This window comes from Achromobacter sp. (assembly GCF_032102605.1).
Lineage (GTDB): Bacteria > Pseudomonadota > Gammaproteobacteria > Burkholderiales > Burkholderiaceae_B > Achromobacter.
Window position 1 is genome coordinate 522,001 of the sequence record NZ_DAMDGT010000002.1, and the last position, 25,014, is coordinate 547,014.

Annotated in this window: 22 protein-coding genes; 11 read left to right on the top strand and 11 right to left on the bottom strand. The window is 66.4% G+C overall.

What is annotated here, in order from left to right:
• The gene (locus RT614_RS07190) at positions 1–696 is read left to right on the top strand and encodes a pentapeptide repeat-containing protein (RefSeq protein ID WP_313621317.1); all 696 of its coding nucleotides are present in this window, start codon (positions 1–3) and stop codon (positions 694–696) included.
• Here the strand turns inward: RT614_RS07190 and RT614_RS07195 are convergent.
• The 3 genes from RT614_RS07195 to RT614_RS07205 are packed head-to-tail and all read right to left on the bottom strand — an operon-like array spanning position 683 to position 2,812.
• Positions 683–1,660, bottom strand: a complete 978-nt coding sequence (locus tag RT614_RS07195; protein WP_313621319.1) for a helix-turn-helix domain-containing GNAT family N-acetyltransferase — start codon at positions 1,658–1,660, stop codon at positions 683–685. The two genes, RT614_RS07190 and RT614_RS07195, sit on opposite strands and share 14 nt — an antisense overlap.
• Before the next feature lie 55 nt (positions 1,661–1,715).
• Complete coding sequence (locus tag RT614_RS07200) at positions 1,716–2,411, bottom strand: DNA-3-methyladenine glycosylase I (RefSeq protein WP_313621320.1); 696 nt, start codon at positions 2,409–2,411, stop codon at positions 1,716–1,718.
• A complete protein-coding gene (locus RT614_RS07205) occupies positions 2,408–2,812 on the bottom strand; it encodes a lysozyme inhibitor LprI family protein (protein WP_313621322.1) in 405 nt (134 codons plus the stop codon). Before RT614_RS07205 ends, RT614_RS07200 begins: the two co-directional genes overlap by 4 nt.
• 103 nt (positions 2,813–2,915) lie before the next feature.
• Between RT614_RS07205 and RT614_RS07210 the strand changes: the two genes are divergently transcribed.
• Positions 2,916–3,761: a metallophosphoesterase gene (locus RT614_RS07210; RefSeq protein ID WP_313621323.1), complete on the top strand. Its 846-nt coding sequence runs from the start codon at positions 2,916–2,918 to the stop codon at positions 3,759–3,761.
• Positions 3,762–3,815: 54 nt separating this feature from the next.
• Here RT614_RS07210 and RT614_RS29075 read toward each other — a convergent pair whose 3' ends face one another.
• The 3 genes from RT614_RS29075 to RT614_RS07220 all read right to left on the bottom strand — a co-directional run bounded on the left by RT614_RS29075 (position 3,816) and on the right by RT614_RS07220 (position 6,207).
• Positions 3,816–4,088, bottom strand: coding sequence for a membrane lipoprotein lipid attachment site-containing protein (locus RT614_RS29075; RefSeq protein WP_409558431.1), 273 nt, complete (start codon positions 4,086–4,088; stop codon positions 3,816–3,818).
• On the bottom strand, positions 4,085–4,840 hold the full coding sequence (locus RT614_RS07215) for a hypothetical protein (protein WP_313621325.1): 756 nt from the start codon (positions 4,838–4,840) through the stop codon (positions 4,085–4,087). The genes RT614_RS29075 and RT614_RS07215 overlap by 4 nt, the downstream gene beginning before the upstream one ends.
• A gap of 317 nt (positions 4,841–5,157) precedes the next feature.
• Entirely contained in the window at positions 5,158–6,207 is a 1,050-nt protein-coding gene (locus RT614_RS07220) for an NADP(H)-dependent aldo-keto reductase (RefSeq protein ID WP_313621327.1), read from the bottom strand.
• 165 nt (positions 6,208–6,372) lie between these two features.
• On the opposite strand from RT614_RS07220, the gene RT614_RS07225 reads away from it, so the two are divergent.
• Complete coding sequence (locus tag RT614_RS07225) at positions 6,373–7,155, top strand: hypothetical protein (protein ID WP_313621329.1); 783 nt, start codon at positions 6,373–6,375, stop codon at positions 7,153–7,155.
• Between the two features lie 9 nt (positions 7,156–7,164).
• Here RT614_RS07225 and RT614_RS07230 read toward each other — a convergent pair whose 3' ends face one another.
• Positions 7,165–7,614 (bottom strand): GNAT family N-acetyltransferase, encoded by a 450-nt coding sequence (locus RT614_RS07230; protein ID WP_313621330.1) that lies wholly within the window; start codon positions 7,612–7,614, stop codon positions 7,165–7,167.
• A gap of 6 nt (positions 7,615–7,620) precedes the next feature.
• Positions 7,621–10,266: an excinuclease ABC subunit A gene (locus RT614_RS07235; protein ID WP_409558435.1), complete on the bottom strand. Its 2,646-nt coding sequence runs from the start codon at positions 10,264–10,266 to the stop codon at positions 7,621–7,623.
• Between the two features lie 324 nt (positions 10,267–10,590).
• Here RT614_RS07235 and RT614_RS07240 point away from each other — a divergent pair, with 324 nt between their 5' ends.
• Both RT614_RS07240 and RT614_RS07245 read left to right on the top strand, forming a co-directional pair.
• The gene (locus RT614_RS07240) at positions 10,591–12,180 is read left to right on the top strand and encodes an FAD-dependent monooxygenase (protein WP_313621333.1); all 1,590 of its coding nucleotides are present in this window, start codon (positions 10,591–10,593) and stop codon (positions 12,178–12,180) included.
• 87 nt (positions 12,181–12,267) lie between these two features.
• The gene (locus RT614_RS07245; protein ID WP_313621335.1) at positions 12,268–12,717 is read left to right on the top strand and encodes an SRPBCC family protein; all 450 of its coding nucleotides are present in this window, start codon (positions 12,268–12,270) and stop codon (positions 12,715–12,717) included.
• A gap of 16 nt (positions 12,718–12,733) precedes the next feature.
• Here RT614_RS07245 and RT614_RS07250 read toward each other — a convergent pair whose 3' ends face one another.
• Positions 12,734–13,150 (bottom strand): DUF1801 domain-containing protein, encoded by a 417-nt coding sequence (locus RT614_RS07250; RefSeq protein WP_313621337.1) that lies wholly within the window; start codon positions 13,148–13,150, stop codon positions 12,734–12,736.
• A gap of 160 nt (positions 13,151–13,310) precedes the next feature.
• Between RT614_RS07250 and RT614_RS07255 the strand changes: the two genes are divergently transcribed.
• On the top strand, positions 13,311–14,096 hold the full coding sequence (locus tag RT614_RS07255) for a hypothetical protein (protein ID WP_313621339.1): 786 nt from the start codon (positions 13,311–13,313) through the stop codon (positions 14,094–14,096).
• A 26-nt stretch (positions 14,097–14,122) separates the two neighbouring features.
• Here the strand turns inward: RT614_RS07255 and RT614_RS07260 are convergent, their stop codons facing one another.
• A complete protein-coding gene (locus RT614_RS07260; protein WP_313621340.1) occupies positions 14,123–14,887 on the bottom strand; it encodes a class II aldolase/adducin family protein in 765 nt (254 codons plus the stop codon).
• 168 nt (positions 14,888–15,055) lie between these two features.
• Between RT614_RS07260 and RT614_RS07265 the strand changes: the two genes are divergently transcribed.
• From RT614_RS07265 to RT614_RS07280, 4 genes are all read left to right on the top strand, one after another.
• Complete coding sequence (locus tag RT614_RS07265; RefSeq protein WP_313621342.1) at positions 15,056–15,715, top strand: glutathione S-transferase family protein; 660 nt, start codon at positions 15,056–15,058, stop codon at positions 15,713–15,715.
• A 69-nt stretch (positions 15,716–15,784) separates the two neighbouring features.
• The gene (locus RT614_RS07270) at positions 15,785–17,512 is read left to right on the top strand and encodes an alpha/beta hydrolase (protein WP_313621344.1); all 1,728 of its coding nucleotides are present in this window, start codon (positions 15,785–15,787) and stop codon (positions 17,510–17,512) included.
• Positions 17,513–17,529: 17 nt separating this feature from the next.
• Positions 17,530–18,285, top strand: coding sequence for a hypothetical protein (locus RT614_RS07275; protein WP_313621346.1), 756 nt, complete (start codon positions 17,530–17,532; stop codon positions 18,283–18,285).
• Positions 18,286–18,347: 62 nt separating this feature from the next.
• The gene (locus RT614_RS07280; RefSeq protein ID WP_313621348.1) at positions 18,348–19,568 is read left to right on the top strand and encodes a hypothetical protein; all 1,221 of its coding nucleotides are present in this window, start codon (positions 18,348–18,350) and stop codon (positions 19,566–19,568) included.
• An 88-nt stretch (positions 19,569–19,656) separates the two neighbouring features.
• On the opposite strand, the gene RT614_RS07285 is transcribed toward RT614_RS07280, so the two are convergent.
• Positions 19,657–22,146, bottom strand: a complete 2,490-nt coding sequence (locus RT614_RS07285) for a carbohydrate-binding family V/XII (RefSeq protein ID WP_409558436.1) — start codon at positions 22,144–22,146, stop codon at positions 19,657–19,659.
• A 520-nt stretch (positions 22,147–22,666) separates the two neighbouring features.
• On the opposite strand from RT614_RS07285, the gene RT614_RS07290 reads away from it, so the two are divergent.
• Positions 22,667–24,949 (top strand): phage tail sheath subtilisin-like domain-containing protein, encoded by a 2,283-nt coding sequence (locus tag RT614_RS07290; RefSeq protein ID WP_313621352.1) that lies wholly within the window; start codon positions 22,667–22,669, stop codon positions 24,947–24,949.
• Positions 24,950–25,014 lie beyond the last annotated feature (65 nt).

The following is a 25,014-nucleotide window of genomic DNA, read 5'->3' on the forward strand; positions in this document are numbered from 1 at the left end:
ATGACGCAAGAACCCACACGGCCTGTCGTCGGCCAGGATGTGGACCGCAACACCTTGCTGGCCCTGCAGGAACAGGCGGCCGGCGGCGCGCTGTCGTTCGAGGATTGCGATTTCCAGGATGCGGATTTTTCCCGCCTGGACCTGCGCGGGTTTCAGTTCACCGCCTGCGCAATCGCGGGCGCTTCCTTCCAGGGTGCGAACCTGGCAGACACGCGTTGGCTGCGCTGCCGCGGCGGTCAGGCCAGTTTCGCTTCGGCGGACGCCAGCGAGGCCGTGTTCCAGAATTGCGACCTCAACAACGCCAACTGGCGCCGCGCGCGGCTGGCCTCCGCCCGGTTCCAAGGGTGCAAGCTGACGGGTTCGGATTTCGACGGCATCGCCTGCCTGGGCTGGACGCTGGAAGAATGCCTGCTGGTCGGCGCCCTGCTGCGTGGCGTGTCGTTTCGAAAATCCGACATCCTTCAACTGGACTTCTCGGACGCCGACCTGTCCGGCAGCGATTTTCGCGATGCCGTGTTCCATGGCGGCAGCCTGCGCAACGCCACCCTGAAAAACGTGCGCTTTGAAGGCGCCGACCTGCGCGAAGCCGATTTGGGCGGCCTGGACCTGACGGCGGCGGCGCGGCTGGCGGGCGCGACCATCTCGAAGACCCAGGCGGCCGCGCTGCTGGCCGAACTGCGCATCAGCGTGGTCTGACGCGGTTGAAGCGCTGCTCCACCACCACGCTGCCCCACTGCCGCCCTTCGGACTGCTGGGTCAGCGTGAAGCCCGCCGCTTCGTACAGGTGCCTGGCGGCGTCCAGCCCCTTGAAGGTCCACAGATAGGTCTCGTCATAGCGCTCGTCCACGAACGCCATGGCGCGCGCCAGCAAGGCCCGGCCCACGCCCATGCCGCGCAGCGACTCATCGACGATGAACCAGCGCAGATGCGCCTTGCGGGTGGCCAGGTCGCCGTCGATGACGATGGAGGCCAGCGTCCTGCCCCCATCCATGTACAGCCACAGGTTCTTGCCCCTTGCCGGCAGTTCTTCCGCGAACTCGGCCAGCTCCGTCGCGACCTTGCGCTCGAAGTAAACGCCAAAGCCCGAGGCCTGGGCGTAATAGCGCGCATGCAGGCTGGCGACGTCGCCGATGCATCCGGGCAGATAGCCCTCATGGATCTGGCCTTCGATACCGCTGGACGTTGGCGCCGGCGCATCGTTCGGGTTTTCGCTGGACAGCGCGTCCGCGTACAAGGACAGAAAGCGGATCAGCGACTCCTGGTCCTCGGGCGCCATCCGCCGCAGCGCGTGCGACACCTGGTCCGTTGCGAACTGATCGATCCGCGCGCGCAGGGCGTGGCCCGATTCGGTCAGGTACAGCCGGGATGAACGCGCGTCGTCGGCCGACGCCTCGCGCGCCAGCAGGCCGGCGGCCTCCAGCTTGGCCACCTGCCGGCTGGTGTTGGATTTGTCCAATCGCAGGATGCCCGCCAGATCGCGCGCCTGGATGCCCGGCTGCAGGCCGACCTCGATGATGGCGTGGACGGCGGACGGGGCCAGCTCGCTGCCGGCCAGCGACGTGCGCATGAAACCCAGTTCGCGAACCAGTTTGCGGGAAAACTCCCGCAGGTCCTGGATGGTCTTGTCCCGAGACCGGGACGGCAAGTCGATGAGATCCACGGCGCACCCCTTAAGTTGCGAGTCGCAACCAATATACTTGCGAGCCGCAACCAATTCAAGCTTTAGTGGGAATCGCCCCGACGGGCCGTTTGAAGGCGGCGCGAGCAGCCTCGATTTCCGGATGGCACACGCATCCGCTCATATGCTCGTTCACCATGCCCACGGCCTGCATGAACGCATGAATCGTCGTCGGGCCCACGAAGGTCCAGCCGCGCCGCTTCAAATCGCGCGACAGCGCAATCGACGCCTTTGAAGTGGGATTGTTGTCCCAGTGCCCGCGATCCACCGACGCCGGGAGGACGTGCGCCGGCGGTTCGTGCGCCCACAGCCAGCCGGCCAGCGAACCCGTTTCGTTGGCCAGTTCGATCGCGCGCCGCGCATTGTTGATGGCGGACACGATCTTTGCGCGGTTGCGCACGATGCCCGCGTTGCCCATCAGGCGTTCGACGTCGCGTTCGTCGTAGCGGGCCACGCGCTCGAAATCGAAATCGTCGAACGCTTCCCGAAACGCCTCGCGCTTGCGCAGGATGGTGATCCACGCCATGCCCGCCTGGAAGCCTTCAAGACAGATTTTTTCGTAGAGCCGACGGTCGTCCGCCACGGGGCGGCCCCATTCGTGATCGTGATAGTCGGGCATCGTGGGCTGCCAGAAGCAGCGGGCAACGCCGTGGTCGTCGACGATCAGGCCGGCGTCCGGGGCGGCGATGCTGCCCGGCGGCTGGGGCTGGAAATCCTTTGCTTCCGCCTTCATGGCTTGCCGGGCACGGGGCAGCTCATGTCGCCTTCTTCACATTTCAGGTAGGCGTGCAGTTGCTTGGTGCGCGCCTGGGTCAGCTCGTCCAGGCACATGCTCAGCACCATCGGATACGCGCTGCCTCCCGTGACGCCGCCGGATGAAAACGTGCATTCGGCATCTCGAAAAAACAGCCAGGCCTTCTGCGCCGCTTCGAGTTGGGTCGCCGCATCCTTGCGGTCCTTCAGGCGCGTCATCGCTTCCTTGTAGGCGGCGTTCAGGTCGGCATCCGACTTGCGGTACGCCTGGTCCGCGCACAGATTCATGTCCGTCTGCGTGGAAGCCTGGTCGCACTTGATCAATTGCGCTTGCGCGCCCGACGCCAGCAAGATCGCGGCGGCGGCAAAGACGGTACGCATGGGGATTCCTCCTATGTCGGGGTTGCGGGAACGATTGGAGAAAGTGTCGCATGGATGCTTGCGAGGCGCAGCCGCCCTGCCCGCGTCGCCTAAGATAGGGGCCATGAAGATTCAATTGCTTTCCGACCTGCACCTGGAAACCGACCCCACGTTCGAAGCCCGACCCGTGCCCGGCGCCGACCTGCTGGTGCTGGCGGGCGACATCGGCTCGTATCGGCGAGGATCGCGGCTGGAGCGCACGGACTTTGGCCTTGGCACCTATTCCCCGCGCCACGGCTGGCCCACACCGGTGCTGTACGTGCCCGGCAACCACGAATACGACAACGTGGATTTCGACGAGACGCACGCGCGCCTGCGCGATCTTTGCGAGGCGCTGGACATTCAATGGCTGGAACGCGAAACTGCCGTGATCGACGGCGTGCGCTTCGTCGGCACCACGTTATGGACGGACTTCGACGCGCTCGCCGCGCCGGGCGAGGCCATCGGCGACATCATGAAAAAACGCGCCAAGGCGTTTCGCGCCGCGGACTTCTACCTGGAAAAGGCCGAGATGCGCCGCAACGGCGCGCCCTTCATGGCCGAACAGATGCGGGAACAGGGCCTGGCATGCCAGCAATGGCTGGACGCCGCCCTGCGCGACCCCTTCGAAGGCCCAACCATCGCCGTCACCCACTTCGCCCCCACCCTGGCCAGCGCCGACCCGCGCTACGGCCTCACCCCCGGCACCGCCGGATTCTGCAACGCGCTGGACGCGCTGCTGCCGCTGGCCGACATCTGGATACACGGCCACCTGCATTGCGCGCAGGACTATGTAAAGGATGGGTGCCGGGTCATCGCGAACCCGCTGGGGTATGCGAAGAAGGGGGAACAGGAGGATTTTGCGCCCGGAAAACTGTGGCAGGTGTGCCGCCAGCCTTCAGGTGGTATCAGTGGAGCACAGACGGGGTGAGAACAAAAGGCTAGCGGTCCGGGCAGCCGTCGGCCCCAACAAGAAACTTTATGCTCAATCGGGCTCCCGCACAAAATTTTCGTCGATCGATATCCACCCGTCTCCTCTAGTACAAGAGACGCGCTTGAATCTGAACATTTTCTGGTAACTCCAGTCGCGACCCAGCGCACATATGTCCCCCGCCTGAAGAACAAAGGCTACCGGAGCTCCATCATTATTTTCAGAGTAGACGTCGACAGGAGCGGTAACTCGCCAACGGCCTTTGGGCGCGTCTGAACAGCCAGATAGGGCCGCGAGCAAGACGAACGCAGAGAGCAAGCGCTTCATTTTCGTTTCGGGTAGATATTGCGTTTTTGGAGTCGAGACGAACGAGACACAATGATCAGCACCTCTTTCGGGCTAACCGCAGTTCTGCGCGAAGCGTCCCACTGATACCGCGGATCATGTGCCAACACGCCAACCCTCTCCAATACGTCGGCAACGTTTGTTGAACAACTATTGCCGATCAGATCGTACGGAGTATTTAGCGCTACTCGCCGCCTCAAGTCGGCTTCGATGCTAGCCACTTCTGCAGCGGACATCTGTAGGACAAGACCGACCGTTTCTCGGAAGCTATTTCGCTCCAAATATTCCGAGCGCGGCAGCACGTAGTAATTGTCGTGAGCGCGCGAGTACACCGTGCCTCCAATCGCGATCGCTACGTGTCCCCACTGTGAGCCGAGACTTATCGGCCGGCCATCGCTCACAAGAACCTCAATGCTGTTTCGTTCCGCAACTAACGCATTTTCCGATAAAGATATGCCGGCCGTACGGAAGACTTGGTCAAGTGCATGCAGCGTAGGCGACATCGGCTCAATGCGACCACTAGCCACGCGGCCCAACGTGCGCTGAAGGTTCTTGATCGTCTCGACAGCATCGAACGATATCAAACCTGTTTCTGCAATTTCTCGACGTCGAATATACCGGCGTATGTAGAGGTTAAGAGCCCTCTGCACCACGCGGACATCCGTGACGCGGTTATATCCCCCAGCCCCACAGACGCCAGAATCCGAATCATCGCCACGCTCCTCCAGATGCAAGGGCCAACGACATCGCGACGATTTCACAACGTCGACCTCGGCCGCATGAATGCCGCAATCTAGAGAATGTGGACTGATACGGAAATCAGCGCCGTCCGACGACTGGGAGCAACTGCTCCGATGCGCAACCCTTGAATCGCTCGCCGATGACTGCCTGGAGCTCGGGCCAGGTACCGACCCCGCGAAGCGGACACTCGGAGCATGGCTGATCGCTCGACGGGAATAGCTACCCGCCGCCCCCGATCAGTACAAAGGCCGGCCGGGCGTTGGCGATGTTCGCCGGCCCGGCTGCCCGCGGCCTTTCGGCCGCCCCGCCCTCAAGGCGCCGGATTCGGGTGACGCACGTGGATCTGGTTGATGGCGTCCAGCACTTCTTGCGACAAGGTCACGTCGACGCTGTCGATGTTTTCCTTGAGCTGTTCCAGGGACGTGGCGCCGATCAGGTTGCTGGTGACGAAGGGGCGCTGGTTGACCCAGGCCAGCGCCAGGTGCGTGGGCGAGATGCCGTGGGCGCGCGCCAGTTCAACGTATTCGCGCGTGGCGGCCTGGGCCTGGTCGTTGCTGTAGCGCGTAAAACGCGAATACACCGTCAGACGCGCGCCCGCCGGCTTGGCGCCGTCCAGGTACTTGCCGCAAAGCATGCCCATCGCCAGCGGCGAATAAGCCAGCAGGCCCACGCCTTCGTGGTGCGTGAATTCCGACAGGCCGATCTCGTACACGCGGTTCAGCAGGCTGTAGGCGTTCTGGATGGACGCGATGCGCGGCAGATTCTGGTTTTCGGCGTGGCGCAGGAACTGGCTGACGCCCCACGGCGTTTCGTTCGACACGCCGACGTGGCGGACCTTGCCCGCGCGCACGAAATCCTGCAGGACCGACAGCGTCTCTTCGATCGGCACGGTGTGCTCGTCTTCGACCCAGGGATAGTTCAACTGGCCGAATGTCGCGGTGGTGCGGTCGGGCCAATGGAGCTGGTACAGGTCCAGGTAGTCCGTCTGCAGGCGCTTCAGGCTGGCGTCCAGCGCCTCGGTCAGGTTCTTGCGGTCCAGGAAGGTCTTGCCGTCGCGGATGTGGCCGGGACGCTTGGGGTCGCGCACGGGGCCGGCCACCTTGCTGGCCAGCACGATGTCCTGGCGGCGGCGGCTCTTGGCCAGCCACGTGCCGATGTAGGTTTCGGTCAGACCCTGCGTTTCGGGCTTGGGCGGCACCGGGTACATTTCGGCCACGTCGACCAGGTTGACGCCACGGTCCAGCGCGTAGTCCAGCTGCTGATGCGCCTCTGCTTCGGTGTTCTGCTCGCCCCAGGTCATGGTGCCCAGCCCAATCAGGCTGACGTCCAGGTCGGTGCGGCCGAGTTTGCGGTATTTCAAGTTCTGCTCCGTGCGGGGTCTTTGGGTAGGGAAGCGACACCTTACTCCAAGATGTTGGCGTTTCGCTGACGGCATTTTCCTTCGGGCGGCCCGCCGGCGGCGCAGGCTTGCCGCCGCCGCCCAATCGTCATACGCTCATTCGCAAATCACTCCGGGGAATACCGAATGCTGAGGGAAATTGACGAGGTCTACCTCTTTTTCGTCGTGCTCATCGTCTTCCTTGGCGTGATCGAGCTGAGTTACCGGCTGGGCCGCAAGCTGCGCAAGCCGGCCGACGAAGCCGCAAAGTCGCATATCACGGCGCTGCAAACCGCCCTGCTCGGCCTTCTGGCGCTGCTCCTGGGCTTTACCTTCGCGATGTCCGTCACGCGCTTCGAGACACGCAAGAACCTGGTTCTTGAAGAAGCCAACGCCATCGGCAACGCTTACTGGCGTTCACAGCTGATCCCCGTTGAACACCGCCCCATGGTCGCGAGCCTGCTGCACGAGTACACGTCGGCGTCGCTGGACTACCATCTGGCGGACCAGGATTCGCCACGCTTCAACGCCGCCAACGCCACGGCCCGGCGCATCGAGCGCCAGGTCCGCGCAGCGGTGGCCGCCCGCGCCGAGAATCCGCCCTCGATTTCCACCATCATGTTCATCCAGGCGATCAACGAGATGGCGCAGATCAACGAGAAGCGGCGGGTTGCGCTGGAAAACCACGTGCCCGAACCGGTGTACTACCTGCTCTTTATCGTGGCGGGCGGATCGATGGCTTATATCGCCTACGGCACGGGCCTGCACGGGCGGCGCCGGCCGATATCGACCGGCATGTTCGCCGCGCTGATCGCAATGGTGCTGACCTTCATCCTGGACATCGACCAGCCCGGCAGCGGGCTGATCCAGGTTGGCCAGGAAAGCATGGAGCGCATGCAGGCGACGCTGGCGCAGGAAATGAAGCCATAGCGGACGCGTTCAGGGGAAGTACTCGAGCACCTCGTCGCCCGCGTCGTCGAGAAGGCCCGTGGACGACCAGCCCAGGTGCCGGTAAAACCCGTAAGAACGCACGGCGGGATCCGTTGCGCAGCCCAGGAACACCCGCGCGTAGCCAAGCGCCTTCAAATCCCGCACCATCAGGTTCAGGAGCGTCTTGCCGGCGCCGTGGCCTTCGTAGTCCGGCAACAGCGCCAGCACGACGATTTCACCGGTTTCCTTGTCGCCGTAGCAGTAGCCGGCGATCCGATCGCCGACGGTAGCGACGTATCCGGGCAGCGATCCGTCGCGCACCGCTTCGGTCCAGGTCTCGAGCGTGACGCCCACGGCCGCCAGCTGCTCTGCCGAAAACGCGTTTTCGCGGGTCTTGCCGCGTATGTCGATGCACGCCGGCACGTCTTCCGCGCGCGCGGCCCTGTAAACAATGTCCATGGTTCCTCAGGTAAACAAACGCCGCAAGAACGGCGCGGTGACGCCGGCCGGGCTGCGGCTGACCTCTTCCGGCGTGCCGGCCGCGACGATCGTCCCGCCCTCTTCGCCCGCCCCGGGACCGACGTCCATCATCCAGTCGCTGCCCGCGACGACGCGCAGATCGTGTTCGACCACGACCACGGTGTTGCCGGCGTCGACCAGGCCGTGCAGTTGCGCCATCAGTTTGTCCACATCCGCCGCGTGCAGCCCGGTGGTGGGCTCGTCCAGCACGTACAGCGTGGTGCCGCGCTGACTGCGCTGCAGTTCGGTCGCCAGCTTGATGCGTTGGGCCTCGCCGCCGGAAAGTTCGGTGGCGGGCTGGCCCAGCCGCAGGTAACCCAGGCCGATTTCGTGCAGCAGCGCCAAGGGGCGCTGCACCGCAGGCTCTTCCTTGAAGAACGCCAGCGCCTCGTCGACGGTCATCGCCAGCACCTGCGCGATATTGCGGCCATTCCACTCGATTTCCAGCGTCTTGGCGTTGTAGCGGCTGCCGTGGCACGTGGGGCAAGGCGCGTACACGCTGGGCATGAACAGCAGCTCGACGTGGACAAAGCCTTCGCCTTCACAGGTCTCGCAGCGGCCTTGAGCCACGTTGAACGAAAACCGGCCCGCGCCATAGCGACGGGACTTGGCGGCCTTGGTGTCGGCAAACAGTTTGCGGACGTGGTCGAACAGGCCGGTGTAGGTGGCAAGGTTGGACCGGGGCGTTCGGCCGATGGGTTTCTGGTCCACATTGACCAGCCGCTTGATGGCCTGCGCGCCGGCGTGCAGGCGTCCCGTCGTGCGCGGCAGGTTGCCGGGCTGCGGCAGGTCGCCGTCGGATTCCTCGACGGGCAGTTCCTGGCCCAGGTGTTCGCCCACCAGTTCCACCAGCGCCTGGCTGACCAGGCTGGACTTTCCCGAACCCGACACGCCAGTGACCGCCGTGAACGCGCCCAACGGAAAGCGCGCATCGACTCCGTGCAGGTTGTTGCGGTGGATTCCACGCAGCTCCAGCCATCCCGCCGGGTCGCGAGGCTTGCGCCGGGCGGCGGCGCGGGCGTCAAAGAGATACTTGCCAGTGACCGATTCCTTGACGTCGCGCAGCCCGTCCGGCGGACCGCTGTACAGCACCTGCCCGCCATGCTGGCCAGCGCCCGGGCCCACGTCCACCAGCCAGTCGGCGCGTCGCAGGGTGTCCAGGTCGTGCTCGACGACGAACAGCGTGTTGCCCCCCGCCTTGAGCTGATCCAGCGCGCGGTGCAGCGCCTGTCCGTCGGCGGGATGCAGCCCGGCGGACGGTTCGTCCAGCACGTACACCACGCCGAAGAGGTTCGAGCGGATCTGCGTCGCGAGCCGCAGCCGCTGGAGTTCGCCGGGCGACAGCGTTGGCGTGGACCGGTCCATCGCCAGGTATCCCAGGCCCAGCGCCTGCAGCGTGCCGATGCGCTCCACCAGATCATGCGCGATGCGCTGCGCGGCGATGCGCTTTTCCGGAGAAGAATCCGGCGTGCGCCGCACGTCGCTGCTGCCGGCATGCGACAAGCCGCCCGCCGCCACGCGCCGGGCGTTGGCCCGCACGCCCGCGGCCTTGCTGCGCGTCGCCCCCGCGCCCGTCGCCGGTTCGTCAAACCGGCCTTCAGCCGCGGGCGTCAGGATTTCCGCAATGCGGCTGAGCGGCAACTGCGACAGGGTGCCGATGTCCAGGCCCGCGAAGGTCACGGACAGGGCTTCGCGCTTGAGGCGGCGGCCGCCGCATTCCGGGCAAGGCGCGCCGGTCATGAAGCGGGCAACGCGCTTTTTCATCATGGCGCTCTGCGTGGTCGCGAACGTGTGCATGACGTAGCGACGCGCGCCCGTATACGTGCCCATGTAGCTGGGCTCGGTCTTGCGGCGCAAGGCCGCGCGAGTTTCCGCCGGCGTGAATCCGGCATACACCGGCACGGTCGGCTGCTCGTCGGTATAGAGGATCCAGTCGCGGTCTTTCTTGGGCAGGTCGCGCCACGGCTTGTCGACGTCGTAGCCCAGCGTCACCAGGATGTCGCGCAGGTTCTGGCCGTGCCACGCCGGCGGCCACGAGGCAATCGCCCGTTCACGGATGGTGAGCGACGGATCCGGCACCATGGATGCTTCCGTCACTTCGTACACGTAGCCCAGGCCGTGACAGTTCGGGCAGGCGCCCTGCGGCGTATTCGGAGAGAAGTCTTCCGCATACAGCATGGGCTGGCGCGCCGGGTAGGCGCCGGCGCGCGAATACAGCATGCGCAGCATGGAAGACAACGTGGTCACGCTGCCCACCGTGGACCGGACGTTGGGCGTGCCGCGCTGCTGTTGCAGCGCCACGGCCGGCGGCAGTCCGTCGATGGCGTCGACGTCGGGCACGCCCACCTGGTCGATCAGCCGCCGGGCATAGGGCGACAGCGATTCCAGATACCGGCGCTGCGCTTCGGCATACAAGGTGCCGAAGGCCAGGGACGACTTCCCCGACCCGGATACGCCGGCGAACACCACCAGCGCATTGCGCGGGATGCTGACATCGACGTTCTTCAGATTGTGTTCCCGCGCACCGCGCACACGGATGCAGGCATCGGGGCTGAGAGTGGGAGACTTCTTGCGCTGGCTCATGCCTGGAATAGTAATGGACCGTGCGCGGCGCCGCCGCTTGCCGGACGGGCCGAGGGGCGCGCGACGCCCTCCGATCGGACGATGCCGCGCGCACCGATGCATGCATACCGGACCGCCGCGACCATGACGCGCGACGCGCCCGCATCCTTTTGATTCCGTTGACGGGCGCGCGACGCTGCATTAATTTCGCAACACGCGATTCGACAGAGGCGGCGCCATGCGCCGCCTCTGTCGTGCTACCGGCTCGTTCGGCGGGGACGCGCGGCTTCCTGCTGCGGGCGGCGGCATCTTCACGCGGCAGGACTTGATGACCTCTTTGCTGAAGGCAAGAAAATGGTGATCTCAACAACCGTCCTGGTCGTGGGCGCCGGCCCGGCCGGCCTGCTGACCGCCGCGGAGCTGCACCGCCGCGAGGTCGACTGCCTGCTCATCGACGCGCATGAACGTCCGCTGGACTGGGACCGCGCCACCGTCGTGCACCCGCGTTCGCTGGAAATCCTGGACACGCTGGGCATCCTGGAGCCCTTGCTGGTCGCGGGCGTCAAGCAGCGGCGTGCCCGCATTCACGCGGGCGGCGACGTGCTGGGCGTCATCGACCTGGAACTCTGCGGCAGCCGCTATCCGTACAACATCGGCATATCGGAAGAGGTCACCGAGACCGTCCTCGCCCGGCATCTTGAAGCGCTGGGCGGCAAGGTGACACGCGCGACGCGCCTTGTCGGCCTGCAAGCCCACGATGACGGCGTGCTCGCCACCCTGGAGCGCGACGGCATGCAGTCTCAGGTGCAGGCGCAATGGGTGGTGGGTTGCGACGGCCATCACAGCACGGTGCGAATGCTGACGGGCATCGAACAGGACGGCCACGACATCAATCAGCCCTGGGCAGTCTTTGACGCCGGCATCAGCGGCTGGCCCCATTCCTTCGAGGCGAACTACGCGTATCTGGACCAGATACCGGTGATTCTCACCGCCCTGCCCGACGAACGCTGGCGCGTCTACCTGCGCCCCAGTTCGGCTGACTCCGACCTTGTCGAGGACGCGCTGTCCACGCTGCGGCGGTACCTGCCCGACGCGACCTTTGCCGACGTCTCGCACCCTGCCCGTTTCGAGTGCCACACCAAGGTCGCCCGCCACTTCCGGTCCGGCCGCGTGCTGCTGGCCGGCGACGCCGCGCACACCTGCAGCCCCGCGCAAGGCCATGGCATGAACACCGGCCTGCAGGATGCCTTCAACCTGGGGTGGAAGCTGGCGCTGGTCTGCCAGGGACACTGCTCCGAAGCCTTGCTGGACAGCTACCACGCCGAAAGGCGCCCCGTGGCCGACCTGGTGATGGCGTCGGGCGACGCCGCCGAAAGCGCACAAATGGTGAAAGGGCGCGCGGAACGGCGCGAACGCGACCGGGCGATCCAGGCGGCCTTCGGCAACCCGGAATCCCGGCATCGGGAAGCCATCTCGGAAGCCGAACTGGATATCGACTATGCAGGCTCGCCCATCGTCATGGGGGATCCGCATGACGCCATCTGGCCCGGCCAACGCCTGCCGGACGATATCGACGTGCATTTCGCCACGGGCGGCAAAGGCAAGCTGCACGACTACGCCAGGCGCCGCGGCCACACCGCCTTGCTGATCGGCGGCGCCAGCACGCCGCAGCAGTCCCTGGCGGACCTGCGCCGCGACCTCGAACCGCTGTCGGACGGCGCCCTCATCGAAGCCTTCATCGCCGTGACAGCGAACCGCGGGGTGTCGGAGGCGGACGCCTACCTTGAGCCCGAGACGGCGGACAAGTTGGGGATCGGAGACCTGGTGCTGCTGGTCATCCGCGCCGACGGCCACGTCGGCCTGCGCGCCGAACAGCGGCACGCCGAGACCTTGTCGTCCTATATTGCGTTGTTGCGTTCGAACCCGGCCGGATCGCCTTCCTAGGGTAATCCCCAGGAAATCCGTGTCGATTCTGGCGTCTGCGGTTCGTCGTAGTCATACACCCACCCTTCAATTCAAGGCGGATACACCATGACCACTGGAACCGTACGACACCTGCGCGTTCTGCGCACCACCCCCGAGCGCGTCTACCGCGCCTTTCTTGAAGCCGACGCCATCGCCAAATGGCTTCCCCCTTATGGCTACACCTGCACGGTCCACGAGCTTGACGCCCGCGTCGGTGGCAGCCACAGGATGTCATTCCGCAACTTCGCCACCGGCTACAAAGAACCTTTTGGCGGCGAATACCTGGAACTGGTCGAGTTCCAGACCATCCGCTACACAGACCGCTTCGATGATCCGAATCTGCCTGGCCAGATGACGACCACCATCACGCTGCGGGAAGTGTCCTGCGGCACGGAACTCGTCATCGTGCAGGAAGGCATACCCGAGGTCATTCCCACCGAGATGTGCTACCTGGGCTGGCAGGAATCGCTGCTACAGCTGGCGCGGCTGGTGGAAACCGACATCCCCGCCAACTGAGCCCGCGGGCGCAGCGTCACCGCCGCGCCTTCTTCGACGACGTGTTCAGGGCCACGGCGGCGCGGATCAGGGCTTGCAGCGCCTGTTCGTCGATGGCGTCGCCCTCGTGCAGGTCGATGGCGCGGCGCGTATTGCCATCCAGGCTGGCGTTGAACAATCCGGCGGGGTCTTCCAATGCCGCGCCCTTGGCGAACGTAAGCTTCACGGCGTTCTTGTAGGTTTCGCCGGTGCACACGATGCCCGAATGCGACCACACCGGGACGCCTCGCCACTTCCATTCTTCCACCACGTCAGGATCGGCCTGCCGGATCAGCGCCCGCACCCGGGCCAGCGTCTGGCCGCGCCAGTCGTCCAGTTCCGCGATGCGCGCATCGATCAGGTCGGAAGCGCTAGCGCCCGGTTCCGTGGGTTCGCCTGCCTTGTCAGCCTTCATGTTGCGGGTGTCCTCGATCTAAACCGATACGTTTATTCATGATTTGACACTATGATGCCTCGCGAATTACCGGGAGTCGCTTCAAAATGTGGCGCGCACTGTGGGCCCGGCCCAGCCGCTACCATGTCGGCGCGCACTCTCTACAAGAAAAGGAAGAATCGTGTCAAAAGTGTTCGCCCTGCTGATTTCCGCCATGCTGCCGGCCGCCGCCATGGCGCAGCCCGACGTCGAGCCCCTGAAGCTCAATGCGGACAACAAGCTGTACTGCAACGCGCAGGCCGACTGGTGCGTGGGCATCAAGACGAACGGCACATTCGAAGAGAACGGCCCCTTCGCCACCAGCCGGACCCTGCGCGCCGACCAGCGCTTCTGGGATTCTCCCGACATCCCGGACTTCAAGAACTTCAGCGTGTGGCCCGAAGTGATCCGCCTGAGCGAGGAACGCGCGCTGGTGGGCGTGGTGGGTCCGCAAGAACCCGATTTCGAGGCCACGACGCCGTTTTCGGGCGGCGGGTTCACGCGGCGCGATCTGTATCTGTACGACGTCAATCTGGGCGAACAGGCCAGCGCCAACCTGGTTTTCGTCATGCCCTACACGGCGGAAGCGTCCATCCGCGCCTGCTTCAACGACGCGGACCAGAAAAAGCGCGCCGGCCAGTGCAGCGACATCTACAGCTTCAAGGCATCCCTGAAGGCCCTGCCCGGCAAGACCTATCCGGACCTGCAGGTGACGACCGAGGCGACGCGTTCGCCGGCGGGCGCCAGCCGCTATGCGGACTCGAGCGCCCGGCCGGCGTTGACCAAGGAGCAACTGGCGCCGCAGAAGGACAGCCAGTGCAGCTACACGGTCACGTACAAGTGGCAGGAAAGCGCATCAGTGTACGAACCGGCAAAGCCGCTGCCCGACTGCGCGGAATTCCTGCAAGCCGCGCCGGCCCGCAAGTAGCGGGCGCGGAAGCAGCCCCGCGCGCCTCAGTCGGCGTAGCCGGGGTTGCGGCGATCCAGGCGGCGCAGCAGGCCCGGCCACGCCAGTTCGGCCTTGCGCGCCCGGTCCGCCGGCGACTCCACCGCAGCGCGCGCCAGCACATCGGGCGGGATGTGGGTCAGTTCCCCGCCCGCCTGCGCCCGCACCTGCACCATGCAGGCCGCCTCCAGCCGATGCATGGCCTGGAAAGCCTCGGCCATGCTCTGCCCCACGGTCAGCAGGCCGTGATTGCGCAGGATCAGATAGTTGTTGCTGCCCAGGTCGCGCACCAGCCGCGGCTGCTCGTCGGGATTGAGCGCCAGGCCTTCGTAGTCGTGGTAGCTGAGCGAGCGCAGCACGATGAACGCAAACTGCGACAGCGGCAACAGGCCCGCCTTCTGCGCCGACACCGCGACCCCGTTGATCGAATGCGTGTGCAGCACGCACATGGCGTCCTTGCGGGCCGCATGGATACAGCTGTGGATGGTGAAGCCGGCCGGATTGATGTCGTATTCCGACTCCATGACCTTGTTGCCGTGCAGGTCGATCTTGACCAGGCTGGACGCGGTGATCTCGTCGAACATCATCCCGTAGGGATTGATCAGGAAATGTTCCGTGCCCGGCACCTTGGCCGTGATGTGCGTGAAAATCAGGTCGTCCCAGCCAAAAAGCGCCACCAATCGGTACAGCGCGGCCAGGTCTTTGCGGACATGCCATTCCGTGGTCCCGACCTGATCGCGCACGCTGGCGCCCTGCTTGCTTACCGTATCCATCCTGTCTCCGTATTGTTGCCATGCGTCCGTGGCTTATGCCACAGGCTCAGCCATGCACTGTATTCCTTTCATCCGTGACTGGCACGGCGCCGCCCCGAGCGGCGTCCGTCTGGTGAAACAGCCCCGGACCCATTAACCTGTAAACCCAGGCTCAGGAGAAACCCGAAAATGCTGCTCGCGCTTTACGGTCATCCTTTTTCCTCGTACACCCAGAAGGCGCTTGTGGCGCTGTACGAAAACGGCACGCCCTTCGAATTCCGCTGCATCGGGCCGGATACGCCGCAGCACGCCGCCGACTGGCTGAAACGCTGGCCGCTGCGCAAATTCCCGCTGCTGGTCGACGGCGACCGCAACATTGCCGAAGCCAGCATCATCATCGAATACCTGCAACTGGCCCACCCCGGCCCGGTGCGCCTGCTGCCCGCCGACCCGATGGCGGCGCTGGACGTGCGGTTCCTGGACCGCTACTTCGACCTGCACGTGATGCACTGGATACAGCATGCGGTGAACGGCGCGCTGACCGGCGATGCGATCAAGCGCAAAGACGGACTGGCGCTGGCCGCCGAGAAGCTGGAGCTTGCGTACGCGTGGCTCGACGCCCACCTGGCCGGGCGCGAATGGGCCGCCGGCGCGCACTTCACGCTGGCCGACTGCGCCGCGGCGCCCTCGCTGTTCTACGCAGACTGGGTCCACCGCATCTCCGACGCCTATCCGGATCTACAGGCCTACCGCAAGCGCCTGCTGGCCCGCCCGTCCTTCGCCCGCGCGGTGGAGGAAGCCCGACCCTACCGGCCGCTCTTTCCCCTGGATGCGCCCGACCGGGACTGACGCGTCACGAATTTCCCTCGGCAACGTGCGAGAATCCACGCCACCCCCTCTCGGATGAGGACGCCCACCGTGCAGCAACCCTTGCATCGACACCTGCCTTCATTCTTCCGGTCGCACCTGGAGTCCCTCTCGGGCGTTGGCCTCATGCTCGGCACGCTGTTCTTCGCCGCAGCGCTGACTCCCACCCTGATCCCCCGCACCCATGTCACGCAAGGCGTTCTGGCCGGCGCCTGCCTTGCCGCGGGCTATGGACTGGGCGTGCTGTGGCATTGGCTGTGGGCCTACATGGAACTGCCCGAACCCAAGGGCCGCGCCGCGCGGATCATCAACGCCGTCATCGGCGTGCTGTGCCTGTCGGTGGCCATCCTGTTCCTGGGCCGCGCGGCGGAATGGCAGAACACCATCCGCGCCCTGATGCACATGGACCCTGTGACCAGCGCGCATCCCATCAAAGTCAGCGTGATCGCCCTGGCCACCTTTGTCGTGCTGCTTGCGCTGGCGCGGCTGTTCAAGCTGATCGCCCGCTTCCTGGCCCGACAGGTGCGGCGCGTGGTGCCGCGTCGCGTGGCCAATGTCACGGGCGCCGCGATCGCGATCCTGATCTTCTGGCTTCTGGCGACCGACGTGTTCTTCCGCGGCGCGCTGCACGTGCTGGACGCCTCATTCCGCGAATTCGACGCCCTGCTGGAACCCGAACGCCCGCAGCCCACCACGGCCCTCAAGACCGGAGGCCCCGAATCGCTGGTCCACTGGAACGAGCTTGGCCGGGCCGGCCGCGAATTCATCGCATCCGGGCCAACCGCCAGCGAGATCGAGGCGCAGTCCGGGCGCCAGGCTCTCGAGCCCATCCGCGTATATGTCGGGCTGCGCGGCGCCGCCACGCCGCAGGAACGCGCCCGGCTTGCGCTGGACGAAATGAAGCGCGTGGGCGCCTTCGAGCGGTCGGTGCTGGTGGTGATCACGCCCACGGGCACGGGCTGGGTGGACCCGGCCGCCATGGATTCGCTGGAATACCTGTTGCACGGCGACGTCGCAAGCGTGGCCATGCAGTATTCCTATCTGTCCAGCCCGCTGTCGCTGCTGGCGCAGCCGGAGTACGGCGCCGAGGCGGCGCGCGCGCTGTTTCTTGCGGTATACGACTACTGGACCGCCCTGCCCAAGGACAAACGGCCCCGGCTGTACCTGCATGGCCTGAGTTTGGGCGCAAAGAATTCCGCCGGGTCGGCCGAACTCTTCGAAATGATCGGCGACCCCATCCAGGGCGCCTTGTGGAGCGGCCCGCCATTTGAAAGCCGCGTCTGGCGCACGATCACCGATGCCCGCAATCCCGGTTCGCCCGCGTGGCTGCCGGAATTGCGCGACGGCGCATTCGTGCGCTTCATGAACCAGCAAGGCTCGCCCGTGCCCGACGACGCGCCGTGGGGACCGATGCGCGTCGTCTATCTGCAATACGCCAGCGACCCGGTCACGTTCTTCGATTACCGCGACCTCTACCGTCCGCCCGCGTGGATGAACGCGCCGACGGGCCCGGACGTCTCGCCCGAGTTGCGGTGGTATCCGGTGGTCACCATGCTGCAGCTTGCGCTGGACATGGCGATGGGCACGGAAACGCCCATGGGCTATGGCCACGTCTATGCGCCGCAGCATTACGTGGACGCGTGGGTCGCCGTCACCGGCGCCAGCGACTGGACACCCGACGCGCTGACCGATCTGAAGGAATACCTGCTAGAGCGCGCGCAGGCGGCGGTGGAAGACGAACAAGGCGACGAGGGCGCCTACGAAAGCCGCGGAGGATAAGCGCCGCGCTGCTGATCATGAACCCTGTTTCGCACGACCGCCTTACGTCCTTCTTCTGGCACGACGACGCCATACGCAGCCGCAGCGTAAGCGGCCTGCTGCTTGCGGGCCACGTCGACGTGCCCGCGCCGCCTGCTCGCCTGCTGGCCGACTGGCGGCGCGAGATCCGGACGCGGCTATTCCTCGAACCTGGCGACGTCGAACAGATGCCCCTGGCGCGCACGCGCGCCCGCTGGCCGGAATTCGGCCTGTGCCTGCAGGCCATGCGCGACTGGACCCATGCGCTGGGACTGGGCAACGTACTGGACGACAGCGACATGGCGCTCATGGCCTGCCGGGGCGCGCGGTATCACCATGACGGCGGACAGTATGGCGGCTCCGCCTTCTGCAACCTTTTCCTCAGCGACGACAAGGGCCTGGACGTGCACTTTCCCGGCACCGGACATCGCATCCCGCTCAGGCGGGGCGTCGCCATCGTCTTCGACACCTGCCAGCCGCATGCCGTGATCCCGCGGCATGCCAGCGGCTTTGATGAAGCGGACTTTGGCGAAGACGGCTTGGGTCAGGACGAACGCGAAATCGGGCGGGATCTGTCGCAACTGTTCCTGACCTGGGAACTGCCCATCATGGACCCCCGCGTCGCGCAAGCGCTTGGAATCGCGTTCGACGTGGCCCCGGCCGCGGCCCTGGACCTGGATGAGGAGCAGGTCTGGGCCGACGGCGTGCGAGCTGCGGTCAACCCGGCGCGTGGGCAATGGGAGCCCGCGGCCTGACCGGGTCATTGCTTGTCGGCCTCGGGTATATTGACCCGCCCCAACGCTACGGACTTAAGCAGATGTTCCCTTTTTCCGCATGCACTCTTTCTTCCCGACTGGGCGCGCTGGCGCTCGCATCCTTGATGATGGCCGCGGGCGAAGCCGACGCCGCGCAACGCACCGTCTACACGGGCACGCTGCAAGGCGTGGGCGAGATCGTGATGGAACTGGACACCGTGGCGGCGCAGGACGGCGCCCTGGACGGGCGGTATTTCTATCCCGGGCATGGCGTGGATATTCCGCTGCACGGCACCGACAAGGGGCTGCGCGAACCGTTGCCGTACGCCGAACGCCAACAGGCCGGAAAACAGCCTGGCGCCGAGCCCGTCGCGGCGACCTGGCAAGGTGCGCGCGACGCGCAGGGCTTTCGCGGCCAATGGGTTGACGCCCGCAGCGGCAAGCAACGCAGCTTTGATCTGAAACGGGTCGCGCAATACGAGGCCGGCGCGCTGGCGCGTGACGGCAGCATCGACCTCGACGGAGACATCGACTCAACCCGCGCCCCCTACGATGTATTGAAGCTTGCCGGCCACGCCGCGCCCGTCGGTCCGGACGTCGGCAGCGCAACGGTCGCCTACCGCATGTGGAGCGATCCGCGCACCAGGTTCAGCTATCCACGGCTTGTCCGCCACCCCGATCCGCAGGTCATGCAGCGCGTCAATCACCTGCTGGAACAACGCCACTGGCGGATGAGCCATGCGGCGCTGGCATGCATGGCGTCGGCTTACACCAGCGATGGCCCGTCGGTCGGCACGCTGGGCAATTACGACGAAGAGGTCATCGACGTCGCGTGGCTGTCCAGCGCGATGATGACGGTGACCGAATCGGGCAGCCTGGACTGCGGCGGGGCCCACCCGAACAACCATTTCGATCCCTACACCTTTGACCTGCTGCGCGGCGAATACCTGGATTGGAGCCGCGTCTTCGACGCGTACGGTCCGGGCGGCGTGCGCTCGGGCAACAAAAGCGCGGCGCTGCTTGAAGTGGTGGGCAAGGTGCAGAAGTCCCTTGCGGCCCGGGACGAGGCAGGCTTGACCGAAGACCGGTCCAAGGAAGGCTGCTGGGATCTTTGGCCCGGTTACCTGGCGCTGGGCGCGGCAGCCCCGGGTGCGCTGAGCCTGTCGGTATCCGGCGTCGGCCACGCAACGGGCGTGTGCCTGGGCACGCTTGCGCAGGTGCCGTTTGGCGACTTGGCGCCTTATCTGAAGCCGGGCGGGCAGGCGTATCTGGTCACTGATTGATGGGCCGGCCTTGTCGCATGGCCAGATAGAAAACAAGCCCTGATCCAGGGCTTGTTTTTCTATTGCCGTTGATCGCTCCGCGAGCCGCTCAACGTCGGAAACCGCCGCCCCGGAACCCGCCAAAACCACCAAAGCTGCGGCCTTCCATGCCGCGGCCTTGCCAGCCGCCTTCCATGCTTCGGCCCTGCCAGCCGCCGTCCATGCCGCCCATGCGCCCTTGCCAGCCGCCAGCCGTTTCGCCCATGTCCCGGCCTTGCCAGCCGCCTCCGTACTCGCCGCCCGTGCGTTGCGTCGAATAGTCGCGAGCCTGGCGCTGCTGATTCAGGTAGTTGGCATTGGCTTGCGTATTCGGCTGAACGGGCTGCCAGCCCGACGACGTATGCTGCTGCCAGCCGTTGTCGTTGTGTTCGTAGACATTGCCGTTGTGGTCGGCATAGACGTTGCCGTTGTTCCAGGCCGCGCCGCTGCCCGTGTTGCGGTCGTAGGTTGCGCCGCGCCGGTCCACGCTGTCCACCCCTTGCCCCGCCGTGCCCGTCGCCGCGGCTGACGAATACGTGGTGCGGCCGGTGTCCGCGTTGGTGCGCACGCCCTGCCGTCCCGCTGCCCACTGGCCATCGTCGTTTTCGACCGCGCCCGCCCGGCCCTCGCCCGATGCGCCCGTGACCGGGTCGGTGTACGCGCCACGGCGGCCCGCGGCGGCATTGCCGGTGTATTCGTTGTAGGCCGCGCCGCGCGTGCCTTCGAAGGCGGCGCCCGTCTGCGGGTTGTAGCCTTCGGCATGGGTGCCCTGCCATTCGTTGCCGGTCCAGCCGTTCCAGCCCGCCTCATGGGTCACAGTCCCGGATCCGCCCCAGGCGCCATAGACGTCCACCTTGTTCACGTCGACGCCGCCCCAATGGGGCGCCCCATAGTATGGGCCCCAGTAAGGGGCTGCGCCGCCCCAGGCCTCCGCGGCCGCGAACCCGAAGGCGAAGCCGGCGGCGGAGTCGAAGGCCGCGTTGTAGCCATAGCTGGGCGGATAGCCCACCCAGGTGTCCTGGACGATAACGGGCGGGTAGGTATAGCCCGTGCCGTAGACGACGGTGCCGTCGGGCGCGGCCACCACGCCCATGTAGCCGGGCGTGTAGCCGAACACCACGGTCTGCGGGGTTGACCCATAAACCTGCACATAGGTCACGTAGTGCAGGGGCGAATTAGCCGGAATGGCGTAGATGGCCGCCGGCACGTGGTCGGCGACGCGCCACGGTCCCGTGGGCGAGTCCGACACGAACCACACGGCCCGCGACAGGGCGTAATAGCGGCCGTCCGCCTGGATCACGGGCACCTGGGAGTTCGATGCGTAGTGCAGCGGCGTGCCTTCGATCGGACGCATGACCGGAGCCCCGCCGGCATACTGCACCTGCAGCGTCGCGCCGGTGCGCGACACGGTTGCGGTCTGCGGAATCGTGGATGCGATGACCGCCTCGCGGGCTTGCGGCGTGCCGGGCACCGACACCAGCACTCCGCCCTGCGGGTCTTGCGGCGGAATCCGCGCGAAGTCGCGCGGCAGGTCCTTGCCCGGCACATAGGACCACGGTCCTTCGAGCCTGGGGCCGCGGAACCAGCGGCCGGACACGAGCAGGTAGTAGCGGTTGTCGCCCGGGTTCATGAACACCGCGTGATCGGCGTTGGTGACCGACAGCAGCGACGTTCCCGGCACCGGCCGCAGTTCGGCCTGGCCGATCGTGATCAACAGCTCGGCGGGAACCGTCGACACTTCGATGTCCGGCGCGCGCTGCGGCGCCTTGTTGCCATGAGGCATCAGCGGGTCGGGCGTGGACTGGCGGCGGGCGACGTCGGCGGCCGCAAGCAGCGCGGCCGACGGCTGCGGCACGGTCTTCCAGCGACCGTCGATGGCGCCGGACTCGTACCAGTGGCCCGCGGCCTGCAGATAGAGGCGGCCGGCGCTGTCGCCCAGGATCAAGGCGCGGGTGTTGATCACGCGGCGCCAACCCTGTGCGTCCGGCAGTCCGGCCCACGCGGGCGGGCCATCCACCAGCACCAGCACGGCCGGCACGGTCCGGTAGATGATGCGCGGCGGCGCATTGTTCACGGGCACCGTCTTCGTGGCGGGGTTGTTCTGCGACAGGGCGTAGCTGAGCTGCAGGGCGTCCAGCGGCGTCACCACGCCCTTGGCGGGAATGCGCGCCTCTAGCTGGCTGCGCAGCCGGGCGGCCTCTTGCGGCGCCGTCGGGACCTGCACGCGTTCGATGCGGATGTCCGACAAATGGACCAGTCCGGCCGGCTTGTTGACGTCGGCGCGCGCGGAAAAATCCGCTACGCCGTAAGTCGGGTTGCCCTTGGCGGCGCCGACGGCCACCGCCATGCGGCCGGTGATGCGATCGGCGGTCCACGTGTCGATCTGGGGTTGATAGAGCTCGACCCGGGAGCCGTCCGGCGCGGAGAAGGTGCGGGGCCATTGCAGGGCGCGGGCGGCGTCGCCTTGCGCCTGGGATGCCGCCGCAGCCTGGACCTGCGGCGGGTTCTGGTTCTGCGCCTGGGCCGCGCCGCCAAGCGCCAGGCTCGTCCCCGCCGCCATCGCGACCAACGCCCAAGCGGCATGCGCGCGATGCCTGGAAGTCCCCGCCGGGGTAGACGAATGCAAAGTCGAGGCACGCAAACGCAGCAATCGGGACACGCCGTTCATCTCACGCTCCTTGGGGCTTGGGCCGCCTGCCGGGCCGGCCGGGGCGACCTGCCCTGCGGATCATTCCGAGGTGTCGCCGCTACGGTTTATACGCCAGAGGGACGCGCGGTTCAATTGCCCCAACGCCTCAAGCTGACTTCACCCTGAATAAGAAACAGAACGTTAACGCCGTTAAAAAGCTGTTGATCGGTTCGGGCAGAACTTCTATAACTCCTTCACACAGGGCTTGCTGCTTTTGCCCGATTGCCTTTTCGCTGCAATCCAACTAGAGCGGCGCAACGCCCGCCATCACCGCGCAGCCTCGCGCGAATCGCCAGTTTCCCTGCCCATGCCCTGCGGCGCGCTGGCGGCTCAGTAAGACTCTCCTACGGCAAGAACACTTCATCCAAGAAGTCGTGTGAAGGAGCAGCTCATGGCCCTTACCCTGTCCCATCCCGGGGTGTACATCCAGGAAATTCCCAGCGGCGTGCGCACCATCGCCGGCGTTGCGACATCGGTCGCGGCGTTCCTGGGCGCGGCACCGCGCGGTCCCGTCAACAAGGCGGTCCGGATTTTCAGTTTTTCCGATTACGAGCGCGCCTTCGGCGGACTTGCGGACGACTCCGAGCTTGGCTATGCCGTGCGCCAGTTCTTCATGAACGGCGGCACGGACGCCTGGATCGTGCGCGTGGTCAAGGAAGCGTCGCCCGCGCAGCGCACCTTGAAGAGCGCGACGGCCGTGGACGTGCTTGCTGTCCGCGCGCTGGATCCGGGCGTGTCGGGCAACAGCATCCAGGTCCGCGTGGATTACGCGACCGCCGTGCCGTCCAGCACCTTCAACATCCAGTTCATCCGCGGCAGCGACGGCCGGGCGGAAAGCTATGCCAACGTGTCGTTGAACGCGCGGGATCCGCGCTACCTGCTGGACCTGGTGCAGGGTGTGTCGCAGCTGGTCAGGCTGGAGCGGTTGCTGTCGCAGGGCGCGCTGGACGCGCTGCCCGCCGGCACCAGCGTCAGCGGAACGCTGGGCGATGTGCAGACGCTGCTGGATGCGACGCACACCGACTTCCGGGTGGCCGTGAACGGACTGGAGCCGGTGGGCGTCAGCATCGCGCTGCCCGGCGACCTGTCAGGCGGCACGGCGACGCAGCGCCTGACATCGCTGGCTGCCGCCATCCAGGCCAAGGTGCGGGCGCAGGCGCTGGGCCGGCCGGCCTTGGCGAATTTCACGGCCGCGCGCAACGGCAACACGCTGGTGCTGACGTCCGGCGCGGGCGGGGAAAACGCCAGCGTGCGCGTCCTGTCCGGCGCGCGCAACAACGCGGCCGGCGTGCTGATGCTGGGATCGCTGGCCGGCGGCATCGAGACCGACGGGGCGGCCATCATCCGCCCCGCGCCCACGCCCGACCCCGCCACGCTGACCAGCGACGCCTTCGGCGCGACCGATCTGGATGCGCTGCCCGACGCCACGCACTCCAGCCTGCGCATCACCCTGGACGGGTTGGGACCGGAAATCGTCAGCGTCGGCGACGCGGCGGCCGCCGGCGGCGCGCTGCCCGCCAAGCTGGAAGACGTGGCGGCGCGGCTGCAGGCCGCCGTGCGCGCGTTGCGTCCGGGCACACCGGCTTTCCGCGACTTCACCGTCCGGGTGCAGGGCAGCACGCTGGTCCTGGCCAGCGGCTCGCGCGGGCTGGGTTCCACGATTGAGGTCGCAGCAGCGCCAGCCAACGACGTGGCCGCCTCCCTGCACCTGCTGACGGGCGCCGTGACTTCGCCGCCGCCGGTCGACGCGCTGCTCGAAGGCGGCACGGAAACGCCCTATGGGCCGGGCGACGTGTACGCCGCGTTCATCGGCAACCGCGCGCTGCGGCAGGGACTGTATGCGCTGGAAGACGCGGACATCTTCAACCTGCTGTGCCTGCCGGGCATCACGCACAGCGGCGTCCTGGCGGACGCGGTTTCGTATTGCGAAGAACGGCGCGCCTTCATGATCGTCGACTCGCCGCCCACGGCCGTCGATCCGGCGGCGATGGTGGCCGCCGCCACCGGCACCGCGCTGCCCAAGTCGGACCATGCGGCGGTGTACTACCCGTGGACGTACGTGTCCGATCCGCTGAAGAACGGCAAGCCTCGACTGGCGCCTCCCAGCGGCACGATCGCGGGCCTCTATGCGCGCACCGACGGCAACCGCGGCGTCTGGAAGGCTCCGGCCGGCACCGACGCCAATCTGTCCGGCGTCATTGCGCTGGCCGCCACGCTGACCGATGGCGAGAACGGCAGCCTGAATCCGCTGGGCGTCAATTGCCTGCGCACGTTCCCGGTTTACGGGGCGGTGAGCTGGGGCGCGCGGACCTTGCGCGGCGCCGACCAGTTGACGTCGGAATACAAGTACGTGCCGGTGCGGCGCCTTGCCCTCTACCTGGAAGAATCGCTGTACCGCGGCACGCAGTGGGTGGTGTTCGAGCCCAACGACGAGCCGCTGTGGGCGCAGATACGCCTGAACATCGGCGCGTTCATGAACACGCTGTTCCGCCAGGGCGCGTTCCAGGGCAGTTCGCCGCGCGAGGCCTATCTGGTCAAGTGCGACCGGGAAACCACCACGCAGGACGACATCAATCGCGGCGTGGTGAACATCCTGGTGGGATTCGCGCCGCTCAAGCCCGCCGAGTTCGTCGTCATCAGCATCCAGCAACTGGCCGGCCAGATACAGGCCTGAGCCCGGCGTACGCGCTCGCGCCGCATGCGGCGCGGGCCGGCGCCGACCACGGTTACCAGGAGATC

Coding starts and splice junctions, on each gene's coding strand:
- RT614_RS07190 (WP_313621317.1), top strand. CDS start 1: ATGACGCAAGAACCCACACGGCCTGTCGTCGGCCAGGATGTGGACCGC.
- RT614_RS07200 (WP_313621320.1), bottom strand. CDS start 2,411: ATGAAGGCGGAAGCAAAGGATTTCCAGCCCCAGCCGCCGGGCAGCATC.
- RT614_RS07205 (WP_313621322.1), bottom strand. CDS start 2,812: ATGCGTACCGTCTTTGCCGCCGCCGCGATCTTGCTGGCGTCGGGCGCG.
- RT614_RS07210 (WP_313621323.1), top strand. CDS start 2,916: ATGAAGATTCAATTGCTTTCCGACCTGCACCTGGAAACCGACCCCACG.
- RT614_RS29075 (WP_409558431.1), bottom strand. CDS start 4,088: ATGAAGCGCTTGCTCTCTGCGTTCGTCTTGCTCGCGGCCCTATCTGGC.
- RT614_RS07225 (WP_313621329.1), top strand. CDS start 6,373: ATGCTGAGGGAAATTGACGAGGTCTACCTCTTTTTCGTCGTGCTCATC.
- RT614_RS07230 (WP_313621330.1), bottom strand. CDS start 7,614: ATGGACATTGTTTACAGGGCCGCGCGCGCGGAAGACGTGCCGGCGTGC.
- RT614_RS07240 (WP_313621333.1), top strand. CDS start 10,591: ATGGTGATCTCAACAACCGTCCTGGTCGTGGGCGCCGGCCCGGCCGGC.
- RT614_RS07245 (WP_313621335.1), top strand. CDS start 12,268: ATGACCACTGGAACCGTACGACACCTGCGCGTTCTGCGCACCACCCCC.
- RT614_RS07250 (WP_313621337.1), bottom strand. CDS start 13,150: ATGAAGGCTGACAAGGCAGGCGAACCCACGGAACCGGGCGCTAGCGCT.
- RT614_RS07260 (WP_313621340.1), bottom strand. CDS start 14,887: ATGGATACGGTAAGCAAGCAGGGCGCCAGCGTGCGCGATCAGGTCGGG.
- RT614_RS07265 (WP_313621342.1), top strand. CDS start 15,056: ATGCTGCTCGCGCTTTACGGTCATCCTTTTTCCTCGTACACCCAGAAG.
- RT614_RS07275 (WP_313621346.1), top strand. CDS start 17,530: ATGAACCCTGTTTCGCACGACCGCCTTACGTCCTTCTTCTGGCACGAC.
- RT614_RS07280 (WP_313621348.1), top strand. CDS start 18,348: ATGTTCCCTTTTTCCGCATGCACTCTTTCTTCCCGACTGGGCGCGCTG.
- RT614_RS07285 (WP_409558436.1), bottom strand. CDS start 22,146: ATGGCGGCGGGGACGAGCCTGGCGCTTGGCGGCGCGGCCCAGGCGCAG.
- RT614_RS07290 (WP_313621352.1), top strand. CDS start 22,667: ATGGCCCTTACCCTGTCCCATCCCGGGGTGTACATCCAGGAAATTCCC.